Source organism: Wujia sp. (assembly GCF_056872695.1).
Genome location: NZ_DBMFCD010000001.1, coordinates 38,050 through 57,008 on the forward strand (window position 1 = coordinate 38,050; position 18,959 = coordinate 57,008).

19 protein-coding genes are annotated in these 18,959 nt (G+C 43.8%); all 19 read left to right on the plus strand.

The window, feature by feature from the left end; translation table 11 throughout:
- The first annotated feature begins 186 nt into the window (after positions 1–186).
- A complete protein-coding gene (gene typA / locus ACZQK9_RS00165) occupies positions 187–2,025 on the plus strand; it encodes a translational GTPase TypA (RefSeq protein WP_483269270.1) in 1,839 nt (612 codons plus the stop codon).
- Positions 2,026–2,195: 170 nt separating this feature from the next.
- Positions 2,196–2,630: an NfeD family protein gene (locus tag ACZQK9_RS00170; protein ID WP_483269271.1), complete on the plus strand. Its 435-nt coding sequence runs from the start codon at positions 2,196–2,198 to the stop codon at positions 2,628–2,630.
- Between the two features lie 14 nt (positions 2,631–2,644).
- The gene (locus ACZQK9_RS00175; protein WP_483269272.1) at positions 2,645–3,583 is read left to right on the plus strand and encodes an SPFH domain-containing protein; all 939 of its coding nucleotides are present in this window, start codon (positions 2,645–2,647) and stop codon (positions 3,581–3,583) included.
- A gap of 17 nt (positions 3,584–3,600) precedes the next feature.
- Complete coding sequence (locus tag ACZQK9_RS00180; RefSeq protein ID WP_178016422.1) at positions 3,601–3,966, plus strand: DUF8042 domain-containing protein; 366 nt, start codon at positions 3,601–3,603, stop codon at positions 3,964–3,966.
- Positions 3,967–4,103: 137 nt separating this feature from the next.
- Positions 4,104–5,372, plus strand: coding sequence for a glucose-1-phosphate adenylyltransferase (locus ACZQK9_RS00185; RefSeq protein ID WP_177970640.1), 1,269 nt, complete (start codon positions 4,104–4,106; stop codon positions 5,370–5,372).
- Between the two features lies 1 nt (position 5,373).
- The gene (gene glgD, locus ACZQK9_RS00190) at positions 5,374–6,498 is read left to right on the plus strand and encodes a glucose-1-phosphate adenylyltransferase subunit GlgD (protein WP_178016799.1); all 1,125 of its coding nucleotides are present in this window, start codon (positions 5,374–5,376) and stop codon (positions 6,496–6,498) included.
- 35 nt (positions 6,499–6,533) lie between these two features.
- Positions 6,534–6,809 carry a septation regulator SpoVG gene (gene spoVG, locus ACZQK9_RS00195; protein WP_178016423.1) on the plus strand — a complete coding sequence of 92 codons (276 nt, stop codon included), beginning with the start codon at positions 6,534–6,536 and terminating at the stop codon, positions 6,807–6,809.
- A 68-nt stretch (positions 6,810–6,877) separates the two neighbouring features.
- Positions 6,878–7,828 carry an HPr(Ser) kinase/phosphatase gene (gene hprK / locus ACZQK9_RS00200; RefSeq protein ID WP_178016424.1) on the plus strand — a complete coding sequence of 317 codons (951 nt, stop codon included), beginning with the start codon at positions 6,878–6,880 and terminating at the stop codon, positions 7,826–7,828.
- 26 nt (positions 7,829–7,854) lie between these two features.
- The gene (locus ACZQK9_RS00205; protein ID WP_483269273.1) at positions 7,855–8,796 is read left to right on the plus strand and encodes an ROK family glucokinase; all 942 of its coding nucleotides are present in this window, start codon (positions 7,855–7,857) and stop codon (positions 8,794–8,796) included.
- A gap of 141 nt (positions 8,797–8,937) precedes the next feature.
- A complete protein-coding gene (gene murB / locus ACZQK9_RS00210; protein ID WP_483269274.1) occupies positions 8,938–9,816 on the plus strand; it encodes a UDP-N-acetylmuramate dehydrogenase in 879 nt (292 codons plus the stop codon).
- Complete coding sequence (gene rapZ, locus ACZQK9_RS00215) at positions 9,813–10,688, plus strand: RNase adapter RapZ (protein WP_178016427.1); 876 nt, start codon at positions 9,813–9,815, stop codon at positions 10,686–10,688. The genes murB and rapZ overlap by 4 nt, the downstream gene beginning before the upstream one ends.
- 2 nt (positions 10,689–10,690) lie before the next feature.
- Complete coding sequence (gene whiA / locus ACZQK9_RS00220; protein ID WP_178016428.1) at positions 10,691–11,545, plus strand: DNA-binding protein WhiA; 855 nt, start codon at positions 10,691–10,693, stop codon at positions 11,543–11,545.
- The gene (locus ACZQK9_RS00225; RefSeq protein ID WP_178016429.1) at positions 11,535–11,792 is read left to right on the plus strand and encodes an HPr family phosphocarrier protein; all 258 of its coding nucleotides are present in this window, start codon (positions 11,535–11,537) and stop codon (positions 11,790–11,792) included. The genes whiA and ACZQK9_RS00225 overlap by 11 nt, the downstream gene beginning before the upstream one ends.
- Positions 11,793–11,870: 78 nt before the next feature.
- Positions 11,871–14,591, plus strand: a complete 2,721-nt coding sequence (locus ACZQK9_RS00230; protein ID WP_483269275.1) for a tetratricopeptide repeat protein — start codon at positions 11,871–11,873, stop codon at positions 14,589–14,591.
- A gap of 957 nt (positions 14,592–15,548) precedes the next feature.
- Positions 15,549–16,289: a hypothetical protein gene (locus ACZQK9_RS00235; RefSeq protein ID WP_483269276.1), complete on the plus strand. Its 741-nt coding sequence runs from the start codon at positions 15,549–15,551 to the stop codon at positions 16,287–16,289.
- Positions 16,276–16,491, plus strand: a complete 216-nt coding sequence (locus ACZQK9_RS00240; RefSeq protein WP_117781281.1) for a helix-turn-helix transcriptional regulator — start codon at positions 16,276–16,278, stop codon at positions 16,489–16,491. Before ACZQK9_RS00235 ends, ACZQK9_RS00240 begins: the two co-directional genes overlap by 14 nt.
- Positions 16,484–17,281 carry a DUF3169 family protein gene (locus ACZQK9_RS00245; protein ID WP_483269277.1) on the plus strand — a complete coding sequence of 266 codons (798 nt, stop codon included), beginning with the start codon at positions 16,484–16,486 and terminating at the stop codon, positions 17,279–17,281. The genes ACZQK9_RS00240 and ACZQK9_RS00245 overlap by 8 nt, the downstream gene beginning before the upstream one ends.
- A gap of 112 nt (positions 17,282–17,393) precedes the next feature.
- Positions 17,394–17,684 (plus strand): hypothetical protein, encoded by a 291-nt coding sequence (locus tag ACZQK9_RS00250; RefSeq protein ID WP_178016432.1) that lies wholly within the window; start codon positions 17,394–17,396, stop codon positions 17,682–17,684.
- Between the two features lie 19 nt (positions 17,685–17,703).
- Positions 17,704–18,903: an esterase/lipase family protein gene (locus ACZQK9_RS00255; protein ID WP_483269278.1), complete on the plus strand. Its 1,200-nt coding sequence runs from the start codon at positions 17,704–17,706 to the stop codon at positions 18,901–18,903.
- Positions 18,904–18,959: the final 56 nt, after the last annotated feature.

The window sequence follows — 18,959 nt, forward strand, 5'->3', positions numbered from 1 at the left end:
GATGCACGAATTTGAGACTGGATATACAGGTAGAAACTTCCAAATTGGAGAAATTGGATTTTGCAAATCGTAAGCCAGTTATTATTGTTTAAAAAATTGCCTGAAATATTGAAACTATGGGAAGAATGTGATAAAATACCTAAGTTTGTTGTAGTTGAGTATGTATATAGAGATGAGGAAAGAGATATGCAGATTACAAGAGAAGATGTAAGAAACGTAGCAATTATCGCCCATGTCGATCATGGTAAGACAACCCTCGTGGACGAACTGTTGAAGCAGAGTGGTGTATTCCGTGACAATCAGGAAGTCGCAGAGCGTGTCATGGATTCAAATGATATCGAGCGTGAGAGAGGTATCACAATTCTCTCGAAGAACACCGCAGTTACTTATAAGAATACGAAGATCAATATTATCGACACACCGGGCCATGCTGATTTCGGTGGCGAAGTAGAGCGTGTCTTAAAGATGGTAAATGGCGTTATCCTCGTGGTAGATGCATTTGAAGGTGCGATGCCACAGACGAAGTTTGTGCTGAAGAAAGCGTTGGAACTGGATCTGAACGTAATCGTGTGTATCAATAAGATTGATCGTCCGGAGGCAAGACCGGCAGAGGTAGAAGAGGAAGTATTAGAGCTTTTATTAGAGCTTGATGCGAACGAGAAGCAGCTTGACTGCCCATTTGTTTACGCATCTGCAAAGGCAGGTATCGCATCACTTTCACCGGATGAACCGGGTACGGATATGCAGCCATTGTTCGAGACGATCTTAAAATATATTCCGGCACCAACGGGTGATCCGGATGCAGGTACACAGATTCTGATCAGTACGATTGATTATAATGAGTACGTTGGACGTATCGGTGTCGGTAAGGTAGATAATGGTACGATCAAGCTGAATCAGGACGCAATCATCGTAAACCATCATGAACCGGACAAGTACCGTAAGGTAAAGATTGGTAAGTTATATGAGTTTGAAGGTCTGAACAAGGTGGAGGTTAACGAGGCGAGCGTTGGCTCCATCGTTGCAATCTCCGGTATTTCAGATATCCATATCGGAGATACAATCTGTTCACCGGATGATCCGGAGCCGATTCCGTTCCAGAAGATCTCTGAGCCGACGATTGCGATGCATTTTATGGTTAACGATTCGCCGCTTGCAGGCAAGGAAGGAAAGTTCGTTACTTCCCGTCACCTGCGTGACCGCCTGTTCCGTGAGTTAAATACCGATGTATCCCTTCGTGTGGAGGAGACAGACACCACGGAGAGCTTCAAGGTATCCGGACGTGGCGAGCTTCACTTGTCGGTATTGATCGAGAATATGCGCCGGGAAGGCTATGAGTTCGCAGTAAGTAAGGCAGAGGTTATCTACAAGGAAGATGAGAAGGGCAAGAAGTTAGAGCCGTTTGAAATCGCTGTCATTGACGTGCCGGATGAATTCTCTGGTACGGTCATCAATATGCTGAATCAGCGTAAAGGTGAGCTGCAGGGCATGGCACCGACCGGAAATGGTACAACGAGACTGGAGTTTTCTATCCCATCCCGTGGACTGATCGGTTTCCGTGGTGATTTCATGACTGCCACTAAGGGAAATGGTATCATTAATACCATGTTTGACGGTTATCAGCCATACAAGGGTGATATGAATTATAGAAGTCAGGGTTCTCTGATTGCGTTTGAGTCAGGAGAGAGCATTACCTATGGTCTGTTCAATGCACAGGAGCGTGGAACACTCTTTATCGGACCTGGTGAGCAGGTCTATGGTGGTATGGTTGTTGGACAGTGTGGTAAGGCAGAGGATATCGAAGTAAATGTCTGCAAGAAGAAGCAGCTTACGAATACACGTGCATCTGGTTCTGATGATGCACTGAAACTGACACCTCCAAAGATTCTTTCTCTGGAGCAGGCACTTGATTTCATTGATACAGATGAGCTTCTGGAGATCACACCGAAGTCCATACGTATCCGTAAGAAGATTCTGGATCCGACGCTTCGTATGCGTGCAAAGCGTGCAATGCAGAGCAATTAATCTGTAAAAACTGAATTATAAGAAAAGAATGTGAGAATTTCGTTAAAATTGTGCAATATTTACGAAATTCTCTTCTTTTTTTATGGAAGATTTTTAAGCAGTGTGGTAAAATAAAAATAACGTGTGAATAGCAGAATTGCGTTTCACGAATAAAGCAGGAGGAGGTATATATGGCTTTAACAGTTTGGCTGATCATTACGGTTTTTTTGATCATTGTGGAAATCATTACACTGGGACTGACGTCGATCTGGTTCGCTGGCGGCGCGCTTATCGCGGGGCTGATCTCGCTGACCGGAGCACATTGGCTTGTACAGATTCTTGTATTTGCAGTGATTTCAGCAATCTTATTTGTATTTACCAGACCGATTGCAACGAAGCATTTTATGAAGAACATCGAAAAGACGAATGTGGATAGTCTGATCGGAAAGGAAGGCATTGTAAAACAGGAAATCGATAATATCGAGGCACAGGGCGTCGTGAAATTAAATGGCATGGACTGGACAGCACGTTCTGTGGATGGAACGAAGATTCCGACAGGCGAAAAGGTGCTGATCGATAGTATTGATGGCGTGAAGCTGATGGTTGTTAGAAAAGAAAATTCATAATTGGGAGGAACAAAATGAACGGAGCACAGATTTTAGGTATTTTTCTTGTTATTTTAGTCGTGATCGTGATTTGTAGTTCGATTCGCGTAGTACCACAGGCACATGCATATGTAATTGAACGTCTGGGAACGTACAATACGACATGGTCAGCAGGCCTTCATTTAAAGACACCTTTGATTGACAAGGTGGCACATCGCATATCCATGAAGGAACAGGTTGTTGACTTTGCACCACAGCCGGTAATCACAAAAGATAACGTTACGATGCGGATTGATACGGTCGTATTCTTCCAGATTACAGATCCAAAGCTGTTTGCATATGGTGTAGAAAAGCCGATTATGGCGATCGAGAATCTGACAGCGACAACACTTCGAAATATCATTGGTGAGTTGGAGCTTGACCAGACTCTGACATCGAGAGAGACGATCAACACAAAGATGCGTGCGACTTTGGATGAGGCGACAGATCCATGGGGAATCAAGGTAAATCGTGTCGAGCTGAAAAACATCATTCCACCGGCAGCCATTCAGGATGCGATGGAGAAACAGATGAAGGCAGAGCGTGAGAGACGAGAGCAGATTCTGATTGCAGAAGGTGAGAAGAAGTCAGCAATTCTTCGTGCAGAAGGACAAAAAGAGTCTTTGATTCTTTCCGCAGAGGCAGAAAAGCAGTCAGCAATTCTCCGTGCTGAGGCAACAAAGGAAGCAACGATCCGCCGTGCAGAAGGTGAGGCAGAAGCAATTCTTAAAGTACAGCAGGCGAATGCAGATGGTATCAAGTTCTTAAACGAGGCTGCACCGGATCAGGCAGTTCTTACATTGAAGAGCCTTGAAGCTTTTGCCAAGGCAGCAGATGGAAAGGCTACGAAGCTGATTATTCCGAGTGAGATTTCCGGCATTGCGGGACTTGCATCTTCCCTGACGGAAATCGTAACCAAAGACAAAGAGTCATAGGCAGGAGGAGATTTTGTATGAGTGATAAAATATCTGCACAACAGGAATTACTGAAAGAACTTTATAACTACAGTGCAAATATCATTCCGGGAACGGAAACACTGATTACAGAGCTCAGACATAATCGGCAAACCGATACGGATGAGTTGTTCAATCTGGTGATTCAGGGAATCAATTGGGAGATTGAAGTCTTCAATAATTGCGAAAATCTGATCAACGAGAAGGAACAAAAAATAGATAAAGCCAAAATGGCGTCCGCGGTTGGACGCCTGGGTAAAGTGTTGCAGGAAAAGGATGATATCAAGCTTGCAGCGTCTCTGGAGGTGGATTTTTTACCGTTTTTAAAGACAATGAAGAATGTAGCAGAGACAATGAATGTGTAAAAATATGTAAAATTTAGTATTATTTACCATTCGATTGAGCTTTTTGAAGAAAAATTTATAAAAATTGCCTAAAAGTGTTTCACTTTTTTAGGTTTAATGCTATAATACAAACATATTATGCTAAAAGGGGTGACATTATGATTAAAAAAGAAATGATAGCTATGCTTTTAGCAGGCGGACAGGGAAGTCGTCTGGGTGTTTTGACTTCCAAGCTTGCTAAGCCGGCGGTTGCATTTGGTGGAAAATATAAGATTATTGATTTCCCACTCAGCAACTGTATTAATTCGGGGGTTGATACTGTCGGCGTGTTGACACAGTATAGACCACTCCGGCTTAATCAGCACATCGGTATCGGTATCCCGTGGGATCTGGATCGAAGCATCGGTGGTGTAACTGTGCTTCCTCCATACGAGAAGAGTGCAAACAGCCAGTGGTATACAGGTACTGCGAACGCAATCTATCAGAATCTTGAGTATATTGACTACTACAATCCAGACTATGTACTGATCCTTTCTGGAGATCATATCTATAAGATGGATTATGAGGCAATGCTTGACTATCACAAGACAAGCAAGGCCGATATTACATTGGCAACCTATCAGGTACCAATAGAGGAAGCAAGCCGTTTCGGTGTTGTTATTACAGACGATACCGGATGTATTCAGGAGTTTGAGGAAAAACCGGAGCATCCACGCAGCAATAAAGCATCTATGGGTATTTACATATTCAACTGGAAACTGCTTCGTGAAGCTTTGACAGCACTGAAGGATCAGCCATCCTGTGACTTTGGTAAGCATATTATTCCATATTGCCATGAGCGCGGAAGTAAGATTTGTGCTTACGAGTACAAGGGATATTGGAAGGATGTGGGAACACTTGGTTCTTACTGGGAAGCAAATATGGAACTCGTAGATATCATTCCGGAGTTCAACCTCTACGAGGAGTTCTGGAGAATCTACACAAAGAGTGATCAGCTTCCACCACAGTACATTGATCCGGAAGGATCTGTGACAGAGAGTATCGTTGGTGAGGCAACGGAGGTTTACGGTACTGTACAGCATTCCGTTATCGGTTCCGGCGTTACGATTGGAAAGGGCGCAGTTATCAAGAATTCCATCATTATGAATGGTGCAGTGATTGGTGACGGTGTTGTTATGGACAAGGCAATTATCGCAGAGGGAGTTCATATTGGAGACAACGCGGAACTTGGTGTCGGCGAGGAAGTTCCAAATGAGCTTGCACCACATATCTACTCATTCGGTCTTGTAACAATCGGAGAGAATTCCGTGATCCCGGCAGGCGTTAAAATTGGTAAAAATGTTGCCATCTCTGGTGAGACAACCATTGACGAATATCCGGATGGATTGTTAAAGAGTGGATCCAGTATTATAAAGGCAGGTGAGTAGAATGAGAGCAATCGGTATTATTTTAGCAGGTGGAAATAGCAGCAGAATGGGAGAGTTGTCCGCGAAGAGAGCGGTTGCAGCTATGCCGATCGTGGGAAGCTATCGCGCAATTGATTTCACACTTTCCAACATGACAAACTCTCATATCCAGAAGGTAGCTGTTTATACACAGTATAATTCACGTTCTTTGAACGAGCATTTGAATTCCTCCAAGTGGTGGGATTTCGGTAGAAAGCAGGGAGGACTTTACCTGTTTACACCAACGATCACAGCGACAAACAGTTATTGGTATAAGGGAACTGCAGATGCGCTGTATCAGAATATCAATTTCCTGAAATCTGCGCATGAGCCATATGTGGTTATCGCCAGTGGTGATGCAGTGTACAAGCTGGATTACAACAAAGTACTGGAGGAGCATATTGCAACAGGTGCGGATATTACAGTTGTATGTAAGGATATCCAGCCGGGCGAAGATGATATCAATCGTTTCGGCGTTGTTAAGCTTGCAGATGATAATCGTGTAATCAGCTTCGAGGAGAAGCCAATCGTGGCAGAGACTAATACAGCATCCATCGGTGTCTATGTTGTAAGACGACGTCAGTTGATTGAATTGCTGGAGGCATGTGCCGCAGAAGGCAGAAGCGATTTTGTAAACGATATTCTTGTTCGTTATAAGAACGTAAAGAAGATTTATGCATATAAACTGGATTCTTATTGGAGAAATATCGGTACAATTGATTCTTACTTCAAGACCAACATGGACTTCCTGAAGAAAGATATTCGTGATTACTTCTTCCGCCAGCATCCGGATGTATATTCAAAGGTAGAGGATTTACCACCAGCAAAATACAACGGGGATGCAGTTGTCAGCAACAGCTTGATTGCAAGCGGAAGCATTATCAATGGTACGGTAGAAGATTCCGTTCTTTTCAAAAAAGTTTATATCGGTAATAACTGTGTCATCAAGAATTCTATTATTCTGAATGATGTACATATCGGAGATAACTGTTATATCGAGAATTGTATCGTGGAGAGCCGTGATACACTTCGCGCAAATACAGTACATACCGGTGATCCAAACGAGATTAAGGTCATCGTTGAGAAGAATTTTAGATACGCATTATAATTTCACAAAAAGAGTTGCGTAAAAGGGGGACTAATATGCAAATCACAGATGTAAGGGTACGTAAGGTTACAAAAGAAGGTAAGATGCGCGCAGTTGTTTCGATTACGATTGATGATGTATTTGTAGTGCATGACATCAAGGTAATTGAAGGAGAGAAGGGACTGTTTATTGCGATGCCGAGTCGAAAGGCGTCGGATGGTGAATATCGGGATATCGCACATCCGATTAATTCTGAGACTAGAGACCGAATCCAGAGTCTCATTCTTGAGAAGTATCAGGAAGTAGCGTCTGAGTCTGAGGATGAAGAGTAAAATAGCAAAGGGCTGTTGCGTCTGCGACAGCCCATTTTTTCAAAATAAGTAAGGAGACGTAAGAGGGCATGGAAGAAGAATATAGCGTAAGTGTGACACAATTGATTCAAAAGATGAATCTGATCAATCATACGCCTGAAATTGATACTGATCATATATTGATTAAAGATCCAAACATGAACCGTCCGGCAGTTCAGCTGGCGGGATTTTTTGAACATTTTGATTCAGCACGTATTCAAATATGTGGAAATGTCGAGTTTGCGTATATTTCAAATATGCATACGGAGGAAGAGAATATTCAGATATTTGAAAAGCTATTTGCATTCAAGATTCCGTGTCTGATCTTCTGCCGGAATATCAAGCCATATGATTATATTATCGAGACCGGTAAGCGGTGCGGAATCCCAATTTTGACAGATACTTCGGAGACAACATCTGACTTTGTGCATGAGGTTGTAAAGTGGCTGCATGTGGAGCTTGCACCACGTATTTCCATTCATGCGGTTTTGCTGGATGTATATGGTGAGGGTGTTATGATCACAGGAGACAGCGGTCTTGGTAAGAGTGAGGCAGCGCTGGAGATGATCCGGCGCGGACATCGTCTTGTATCGGATGATGTCGTAGAAATCAAGAAGGTTTCGGATGAGACACTGATTGGTACGGCTCCGGATATTACGCGGCATTTTATCGAACTTCGAGGAATCGGAATTATCGATGTCAAGAGTATGTTCGGTGTAGAGTGTGTCAAGCATACGCAGAGCATTGATCTGATTGTGAATCTGGAAGAGTGGGATAAGGATGCAAATTATGATCGCCTGGGATTGGAGGACCAGTACACAGAGATTCTAGGAAATAAAATCGTCAGTCATTCCATTCCGATCCGACCAGGACGAAATATTGCGGTTATTGTAGAGGCAGCAGCTGTCAACCACAGACAGAAGAAGATGGGATATAATGCTGCACAGGAATTGTATAACCGTGTAACACAGAATATAGCGAAGAATTCACATAATATCTAAGAGAAATAAGGAGGATATAGAGGAACATGGCAAAGTATGTATTTGGTGTAGATATTGGAGGAACAACAGTTAAGATTGGTCTTTTCACAGCAGAAGGAACGATGGTTGATAAGTGGGAGATCACAACACGCACTGACGAAGGCGGAAAGTATATCTTGGGCGATATCGCGGCATCCATTGAGGATAAGCTTGCAGATAAGCAGATTGAAAAGAGCGAAATAAAGGGTATCGGAATGGGCGTTCCGGGACCAGTCAAGGCAGATGGAACTGTTCTTCGCTGTGTAAACCTTGGATGGGGAATCTTTAATGCAGCCGATGAATTATCCAAGATCATCGGACTTCCTGTCAAGGTTGGTAATGATGCAAACATGGCAGCGCTCGGCGAGATGTGGCAGGGTGGAGGAAAAGGCTTCAGCAACATCGTAATGGTAACACTTGGAACTGGTGTTGGCGGCGGTATTATCTTAGACGGAAAGATGCTTTCCGGTGTGAATGGTGCTGGCGGCGAGATCGGACATATCCAGGTGAATGATGATGAGACAGAGGTTTGCGGCTGCGGCAGAAAGGGTTGTCTGGAGCAGTATACTTCTGCAACAGGTATCGTAAGAATGGCAAATACACTGCTTAACACAACGGATCGTCCATCTGCACTTCGGAATGTGCAGTATGTATCTGCAAAGGAAGTATTTGATGCAGCAAAGCAGGGTGATGAGCTTGCAGCAGAGATTGTAGACAGACATGGTAAATGCCTTGGTAAAGCATTGGCGCAGATTGCATGTGTTGTTGATCCGGAAGTATTTGTTATCGGCGGTGGTGTGTCTAAGGCTGGATCTATCATCACAGATACAACAGAGAAGTATTTCAAGGAATATGCATTCCATGCATGCAAGAACACAAAGTTTACACTTGCAACGCTTGGAAATGATGCAGGTATGTATGGTGGAGCCTGTGCAATTATGAATGATTAGTGTAACCTAATCGTGAAAATGACGAAGGGAAGCGGTTTTCCTTAGGATTTTTCTATATATTTTCACATTGAATAAATTTTGCCCATAAGTTATGATAAATCAGAGCTTATGGGCTTTTTTATGTTTTTTTGCGAGGACAGTATGAGTTTGAAGATAGAAGAAATTAAAATATTGGAGCAGGAGCCGATGTGCAAACACACGACTTTTCGCGTTGGTGGGGCAGCAAAGTATTTTGCTATGCCGAAAAATACGGAAGAGATACAGATGCTGATCGCGTATTGTAGGGAACAGGCGCTGCCCTATTGCGTGCTTGGAAATGGAAGCAATGTCTTGTTTACAGATGCCGGATATGATGGCATGATTATCCAGATTGGAAGCGCCATGAGTGAAATCCAGATAGATGGAACAGAAGTATATGCGCAGGCGGGAGCGATTCTGGCACGTGTGGCGAATCTGGCATATGAGGCAGGTCTTACAGGCATGGAATTTGCTGCAGGCATACCAGGAAGTATCGGTGGTGCAATCGTGATGAATGCCGGTGCCTATGGTGGTGAGATGAAGGACATCGTATCGTATGTGGAGATATTGTCTACGGATGGTACGATACGTAAATATATGGTTGACGAGATGGAGTTTGCCTATCGGCACAGCATTATCGATGCAGATAAGATTGTAGTTGGAGTCGGATTGTCATTGGAAATTGGAGATAAGATAGCAATCCTTGACCGGATGAATGAACTGGCAGAGGCAAGACGAAGCAAACAGCCACTGGAATATCCGAGTGCAGGCTCGACGTTCAAACGCCCGGAAGGGTATTTTGCAGCGAAGCTGATTGATGACAGTGGACTGCGTGGATTTCGTGTTGGCGGGGCGATGGTATCGGAGAAACATTGTGGTTTTGTTGTAAATGCCGGACAGGCGAGTAGTGCAGATGTGCTGGCAGTGATGCAGCATGTGCAGGAAGTTGTGAATGAGAAGTACGGTGTGATGTTAGAACCGGAGGTAAGAATTATCCCATGAGATTTGTAATAGTAACAGGAATGAGCGGAGCGGGAAAATCAACGGTGTTGAAGATGTTAGAGGATATGGGATTCTTCTGTGTCGATAATCTTCCGGTCATGTTAATTGAAAAATTTGCAGAGATCGCGCATGATGATAAGCTGGAGGTTGATAATGTCGCAATCGGTGTGGATATCCGAAGCGGGCAGGCACTTGGCGAGATGTCAGTATGTCTGGAAACCTTGAAGAAACGGAACTTTACGTATGAAATTCTCTTCCTCGATGCAAATGAACCGGTGCTTGTAAAAAGATATAAAGAGACACGAAGAGCACACCCGCTGTCAAAGCATGGAAGAATCAACGAAGGCATTGTCAAGGAACGCGAGAAGATTGAGTTTTTGCGCCAGCGTGCAGATTATATTATTGATACAAGTAATCTGCTTACAAGAGAGTTAAAGCAAGAGATTGAGAAGATATTTGTGGAGGGCAAACAGTACAACAATATTATCGTGACTGTGATGTCCTTTGGGTTTAAGTATGGGATTCCAAGAGATTCTGATCTTGTATTCGATGTGCGATTCCTGCCGAATCCGTATTATGTTCCGGAGCTCCGGCCACAGACGGGAAATGATAAACCCGTTTCTGATATGGTGAAAAATTGTAAGGAATATACTGCATTTATGGATAAACTTACAGATATGCTGGAATTCCTAATTCCGAATTATCTGAAAGAGGGTAAGAATCAGTTAGTCATTTCCGTGGGATGCACCGGAGGAAAGCATCGGTCAGTGACAGTGGCAAATGCATTGTACGAGACATTACAGAAGCTTCCATATACGGTACGCCTGTATCATAGAGATATCGGCAAAGACCGTATCGTGAAAGGGGAATAGATATGTCGTTTTCATCGAAGGTGAAAGCGGAACTGCTTTCCCATATCAGTACAGGCAGGCATTGCCGGATGGCAGAGCTTGCTGCCATGATTGTAATGTCCGGTGAATACCGGGATGGTGTCTGGACGATGCGTGGGGAAAACACTATTTTGCAGGAGAAAATCACGAAGCTTACGACGCTTTTGGGTGTAGATATCAATACGCCAGATGGCAGACAGATGCTGAAGCTTATAGATCATGGCGATTATTTGTCCGTGAATCCGATTCTGGTTGAGCGGAGTTGTTGTAAGCAGGCATTCATCCGCGGAGCATTTCTGGCAACTGGATCTCTGACTGATCCGGAGAAGGGATATCATTTTGAAATCGTCTGCGACCATGCGGAGCAAGCAGTTATGCTGACCAGATTGATTCGTGATTTTTCGATTGAGCCGAAGCAGATCCAGCGCAAGAAATATTATGTAGTTTACATCAAGGATGGATCGATGATTGTCGATCTGCTAAATGTCATGGGAGCACATGTGTCCCTGATGGATATGGAAAATATACGTATCTTAAAGGATATGCGTAATTCCGTTAACCGACGTGTGAATTGTGAGACGGCGAACTTAAATAAGGTCGTAAGTGCTGCTGTCAAGCAGATGGAAGACATCACGTATATTGAACAGACAAAAGGATTAAAATACCTTCCAGAGCATTTGCGGGAGATCGCAAGTCTGCGTATGGAAGAGCCGGATACGAGTCTGGTGGAGCTTGGTAAGAAATTAAATCCGCCGATTGGAAAGTCCGGAGTCAATCATAGATTGAAAAAAATAAGTGATATAGCCAATGAGCTAAGGAGGAACCAAAATGATCAGTAAGACAGTTGTTGTGAATTTACCAGCAGATGCAGAGGCAAGACCGGTGGCTGTGCTTGTGCAGATTGCAAGTAAGTATGAGAGTAAAATTACGATTAATTCTCAGAATCGAAAAATCAATGCGAAAAGCATTATGGGAATGATGAGCCTCGGATTTGGAAATGGGGATACGCTTGAAATAGAGGCAGCTGGACCGGATGAGGAGACTGCTGTCGAGGAGATGAAAAATTATATTGAATCTGTCAAGTAGTCTTTATTGCATAAGGATTTTAACTATGGTATTATATAGGTAATTATGCAGGGGAAAGACCACAAAGGAGGATATCAGATGGGAAAGCTTAGCAGTTTTTTTAGCAAGATTCCGTTTTTGTCTGGTCTTGGCGGTAAGAAAAAATCGGCCAAGAGCAACGTGGAACTTCAATATGATAAGGCAATCAACCTGATGGAAAACGGAAATGCCGAGGACGCCGTAGAGATATTCGAAAAGATCGTTGATATCGCGATTATGGATCCGAATTATAAGAATTTCGGTACGGATGCCTTGAAAATATTAGGGGAGTTGTATGAAACAGGAAAGTATAGTAACTGTATTGTTGATGTGGATTTAAATAAGGCAACACAGTACTATGAGAAATATACGAATCTGAGTAAAGATGGTGAGATGATTTATAAGCTGGCGCAGATGCTGCTGGATATCCAGAATTTTTCAAAGGCTATTACATTCTTTGAGAAGGCAACGGAATGTGGCATTAAGGCGGCGTATATGAATCTCGGTAGTATCTATGAGAACGGTCTGAATCGTGTTGACCAGTATGGAAATAAGAGTGATTTTGTCGTACCGGTGGATTACGAGAAAGCGATGTCCTGGTACAAGAAACTTGCGGATATGGGTGATACGAAGGCAAAATCGGCTTATGAACGTGTCGAGTACGCAAGCCAGCATACAGATAGTATTGAGTTTGAAGAGAAGGATAAGCTCTATACAGAGATCGCGGAAGCGAGACGTGCAAAGGGCAAGGAACCGAAATACAAGGCGATTGATCCGGCGCGTCTGCAGTATCAGTATACATATGTACATAATCAGGTTGATGGATATATCCACAAGCTTCCGAAGGACTGGGTGAAGACGATTAACAGTGATACCGATGAGGAGTATTATGCACCAAGTCTTACATACAAGGACTTTGCGATGTATGTAAGCTATGACAGTATTCCGAGAGATTCCAAGAAGACGCTGGAGAATTATCTTCGTTATTGTAATGATGCATTTGACGAGGAATTGCAGTTGAAGGCATATATCACAGAGTATGCAGATGGTATCTGTACGACGTTCTATCACAAGGAGATGGAGAAGGGTATTGTAACATTTGCCTTCTATCAGGGTAAGCGGCTTGCATGTATGCGTTTTGTATGTGCATCCATGGAGATTATCGAACAGTATGAGGAGATTATCTTCGAGACAGCGAACTCGTTTGCGTTCGTCGACCCGACACTTGTCAGTGACCAGAGTCTGAACCGTAAGGATAACCAGTATTACAGTGAGGCACTGTATTGTTATTATTTGGAGGACTATGAGGGCGCGATGGCGGCTGCGAAGCAGGCGTTGAAGCTGGGAAGTATCAAGGCTAGTTATCTGTTGATTGAATTGTATTACGATGAGGATTCACCGTATAAGGATCTCGAGAAGACAATTAGTTATGCAAAGCAGTTGTTTGATGCGACGAAGGATCCGGATCTGGCATTCCTGCTCGGTAACATCTATGATCAGAAGATGAAAGATTACATGAAGGCGCTCAATTGGTATGAGACAGCACATCGTCTCGGACATCGACGGGTTGCATTCTATCTGGGACGTTTTTATTACTATGGTGTGCTTCGTACGAAGCGGGATGGTATCAAGGCGTTAGAGTATTTCAAGGAAGCACAGGCAAATGGTATTCTGGAGGCGGAAGCGTATATCAAGGATATTCAGGAGCTTGGCAACGAGGATCTGCAGCGCTCTGTAGAAACATGGGAGCGTTCGGTAGAAGCCGGAAGCGGACCTGCAGCTTTGAAGGTTGCGCTGTATAAGCAGAGCCAGGTGTTCTATATTGCTAATTCCTATGAGATCGAGAAAGCATTTTTGGAAGCCCTTGGTCTGGGAAGTTATCAGGCAGCTTACGAGCTTGGTAAGATCTACCAGCAGCAGGAGGCGGACGAGAATTATCATGGAGAGATTAAGAGTATCAAGTATTTTGAGAAGGCTTACGACCATGGATATGAGGATTTTGATAAGGACAACCTCTTCAAGGTAATTGAGTATAAGGCCGGCAAGACAGACGATATGAGCAAGCAGATCGAGCTTTATATGCACAGTGCAAAGCAGGCGTATGTTCCGGCTGTGAAGAAGATTGTAGAGATGGTAGCCTATATTACACCGGGCATTGTGGATCTGTATAACGAGTTGTGCGAGATTGCGGAGACAGGCGATGACAGTGCGATTATCTCCATGAATATGCTGGAGAAGAAGTATACAGACCTTGTAATCAAGCAGCCGACGAGTGGACAGAAGGTTATCGAGAACAAGTTCTTCCGCCTGTGTGTTCCGAAGGAGAGTACGGCTGTGATTAATGATGAGGGTGGTACGATTAAGCTTGCAGATTCCGTTGTGGAGTTTGCAGTTGCGGAGATGCCGGTCAGTGCAGATCAGGAGGAGGATTATCTGAAGATCTACAAGTTGATCCTGTCAGAGTATCTGCCGGACGAGAATGCTGAGATTATCATTGCGAACTCCCGTATGATTGGTTCCGGTATGCGTGAGACAAAGAACAATGTACATTCTTACAGTATCCTGCTGATCAGCTCGAAGAACCAGTATCTGTTTAAGCTGAGTTCCAGAGATCGCCGTGAGATGATGATGTTCAAGGATAAGGTGCTTGAGATTGCGAAATCTCTGGTTGAGACCGGGGAAATCTATGTTGCGACTGAGGAAGCAAAGAAGAAGATTGGACTTTCGTTTCTGCTTCAGTCGAACGACAGTGGATTCCTTTCGATTGGAAAAGCAGAATAAGTTTACAGTTTATGAAACGCCATGCGTTTGGGATTCCCCAATCGCGTGGCGTTTTTTGTTATGGCGACGAGGAAAATGCACGCATTTATGCGGTGCATTTGACGACCGCTAATCAGAGCAAGATGCGCAGAGCGCATCTTGTCTCTGTATGAGCGAATCCCCGCGCATCCTGTTAATTTTGTATCTAGCCATGTGGTCAACTCATATATGATGTATTGAAATTAAGAAGTTCTAAGATGTTCTGATATAGGTAATAAACATGCACGCAACCGCCGCCAATTCGCCGTCCATGGCTCAGTGGCGGCTTACCTGAACATCGTGTTCAGGTATTGCTGTGTATCAAACAGAACATCAAGAACTTCTAAATTCCAAACATATTATATATGAGTTTGACCGCATGGTTAGATACATTTTATTAAATTGGTGTGCGCGGGTGTTTGCAAGCGTGAAAACCCACCCTGGAAGCTGATTGGTAAGTGACGGAGAGAAAACTGGGCGTGAGGAGTAGGATACGAGCGGAAAAAACCACGTCGTGGGCGTAGAAAGAGAAAAGTAAGCGAGAAACCCCAAACTGGAAGCTAATAGGCAGGTGGAGGAGAGAAAACTGGGCGTGTGGAGTAAGAAACGAGAGGAAAAACCCATGGCGTGGGTTTGGGGAGAGAAAAGCAAGCGAGAAAACCCAAACCGGAAACTAATAGGCAGGTGACGGAGAGAAAACTGGGCGTGAGGAGTGGAATGCGAGCGGAAAAACCCACGATGTGGTGACACCCGGGGTAGAGGAAAGCAAACGAAAAAATGACAAAGAAAGTTGTCAAAATATATTGACAAGAAAACTTGTCATATGCTATATATAGATCGTGCACAAATGACAAGAATAGTTGTCAAGTATAAAAAGAGTGAGTATAAATAACCGGGCAATGCAATTATGTAAGGGCGCGGAAGAATGGAGTGTGTGATATGGAGATTGGAACTGTTAAAGCGGATAAGAAGCTGAAAATCTATACGATCAAGGGTAAGCGTGTGGATAGAGAGGATTTCCAGCTGGGCGCCCATGTGGGCGAGGCAGTACCGATTGAGGCATCCGGTGAGAATATAAAAAAAGCTGTAGACAAGGCACTGGTAAGTAACGGAAAGGTGTGCGGCATTTATCAGGAGAAAAAACTGGTCGGAATATATGTGTTTGAGAGGATTGAGGATTATTTTATAGAAGCCGGAGAGACAGAAGCTATGGCGGGTGAACGGCGGATGGAGAGTCAGGAAGCTGTCAGGAAATTGAAAGAGATTTTTGAAGATAGCAAAGCTGCGATGAAGCTTATTTTATGGTATCTGCCGGATGCGTTGTCCGACCAGAAAAATAAGATTGAGGATATGATCCGCAACTACATGAAAGGCTGTATGAGCGACGGATTCTGGGCTGGAATCGAGTGGGGAGATGAACTTGTTTACAAGAAGAATATGGATCCAAAGGAGAAAAAGAATGTTGCATTCGGATATCTTCTTGGGGCTGTTGTCGGGTTCGCTGTTGGCTGGATGGCAATGGATAATATTGCTTTTGGAATCTGCTATGCAGTGATATTTTCAAATCTGTACGGAAACATGATTTTTGGAGGAGTGAAAAATAAAAAGGTGTGGGAAAACTTTGTGTTTGTGAATCCGAAATATCATGGTGGAGAGGAGAATCACGATGCCACTGAATAATCATTTGAAGGAATACCGGTCGAAGCTCGGAGTCAATCAGCAGGAGATGGGTGCTTTGGTGCAGACATCGCGCCAGACAATCAGTCAGATTGAACGTGGCGATTATTCGCCGTCGGTCACATTAGCGTTGAAGCTTGCAAAAGCATGCGGCGTGACTGTGGAAGATATCTTTGAATATACGGAGGGTGCGGAAGATGAGTAAAGATAAGAAAACGAAGGAAAAATCAACAAAAAAGGCATTAATCATTTTGATTTCCGCGTTGGCAATTTGTTTTCTGGCGGGATATATTGTAGGTAAAATCATGGGAAAGGTAGAAAAGACGCAGAGTTTCGACGCGGTTGTTACAGCAATCCGAGCATTTGCGTTTGATGCGATTCCGATACTTTTCGCGGTTGTATCGTTTCTTGGATGCTTGCTTCCGGTAATCGCGTATACAAGATGTAGCGCATTATATAAACAGTTACAGAAAGATCGTGAAAATGATGATCTGTGGGATACGTTGGAGGATAAGTTGAATGTACCGATGATCATGTCAAACATTTTTTCGATTATAGAGCTTTGTCTGTTTTTCTGCTTCTTATATGATGTAGAAAAAGGATATGGAAAAGTGAGCGGATATCAGTCCGCGATGTGGGTGATTGCTGTTGCGTTGTTCGTGATAACGATGGCAATTGAGATTCTGATTCCGAAACTTACTGTTGATATTGAGAAAAAGTTAAATCCGGAAAAACGTGGAAATGCATTAGACTTCCAGTTTCATAAGGTGTGGATGAGTTCTTGTGATGAAGCAGAACGGTTGATTGTGTACCGTGCAGGGTATCAGGCATTTTTGAGCACACATGTAGTATGCCTGATCTTGTGTATTGTCACATTTATCTTTACATTTTTGTTTAAGACAGATATTATGGGATTTGTATATGTATGTATGATTCTGCTTGTGAACAATGTAAGTTACATGATGCGTGCAGCGAAGCTGGAGCGACGCGGGTAGGCAAGCTGGTTATTGCTGAACTAGGAGCGGCTACGCTGGAATTGGAGAAGACATGTGCTTACGAAGGAAATAATGGAAGCAGAGTAAAGATTGAAAAATGGAGGAAACGAATATGGGAATGAATTCAATTGATGCAGAAGATGATCAGTTTGCATATCGGTATGATACGCAGTTGCTGATCGACCGGAGAGATAGGGATTTGGACGAGGATGAGATCGCAGATTATATCACGGATCATATCGAGGGAAACAGCTTGATCGCGGCTGGAGACGAGGATCTGGTGAAGATTCATTTTCATACGAATGAGCCTTGGAAGGTGCTGGAGTATTGCAGCACAGTTGGCGAGATCTACGATATTGTTGTTGAGGATATGATCCGTCAGTCAGCAGGACTGCAGGGGTAGATGCCGATAGGAGAAAACAATGACAGGAAAACTGAAGATATGTAATTTCGGTAAAAACATGTTGCAGATATTTTATGTGACAACGTTGCTTGCAGCCATCTATCTGATTCTTGGCTTTTGCGGATTCTATGAGCGATGGTTTGCGAATGGTCCGGCAGGAATTACGGTAGAGAAAAAATACTGGCTGATCCGTCTGTGTATTATCTTCCTGGTTGAGATTACGATATTCTGGATTGGAATGATCAGCGTGTATCTGACATCACAGCAGCTGGGAATCCGCTGGCGTGTGTTGGGGCTTATATGTGGCTGGATTCCGATTGCGCATCTTGTGATGCTGCATATCATTATTCGGACGGTAAGACGGGAAGTAAAGTTCGAGAAGCTGCGTGCGAAGCGAAATGCTGCGCGGGCAGATAAGCAGATATGTAAAACAAAATATCCGATACTTATGGTGCATGGCGTGTTCTTCCGGGATTTTGAACACTTAAATTACTGGGGCAGAATACCGGCGGAGCTTACGGAAAATGGTGCGAAGATCTATTACGGAAACCATAACAGTGCCGCGGCTGTGCGGGATAGTGCAAAGGAATTAGAGGCACGTATCAGGCAGATTGTCGAGGAAACCGGCTGTGAGAAGGTAAATGTGATCGCGCATTCCAAAGGTGGACTTGACACGAGGGCGGCGATTGCACTTACTTCCGCAGGAGATTATATTGCGTCACTTACGACAATCAACACGCCACACAGAGGCTGTGAATTTGCCGATTATTTATTAGACAATATTCCGGAGGCACAGCAAAAGGCGATTGAAAAAGCATACAACGTAGGGGCGGAAAAGCTTGGAGATACGAATCCGGATTTCATGGCGGCTGTGCATGATCTCACTTCGACAAACTGTGCGGAATTTAATGAAGAGGCAAAGGATGCACCGGGGATTTATTACCAGTCTTTTGGCTCGAAATTGAATCGTCCATCATCCGGACGATTCCCGCTCAATCTGTCGTATCTGCTTGTTAAGCGGTTTGACGGACCGAATGATGGCCTGGTTGGAGAGAAGTCTTTTGCCTGGGGAGAAGACTACCAGTTCCTGACTGTAAAGGGCAAGCGGGGAATTTCACACGGCGATGTGATCGACTTGAACCGTGAGGATATTCCGGGATTTGATGTGCGCGAATTTTACGTGCAGCTTGTATCAAAGCTTAAAGAACGAGGGTTGTAGAAACGGGAGAAAACGTCTGATTTTAACTTTGACTCCGTTGGGTACGAAGTTAGTTA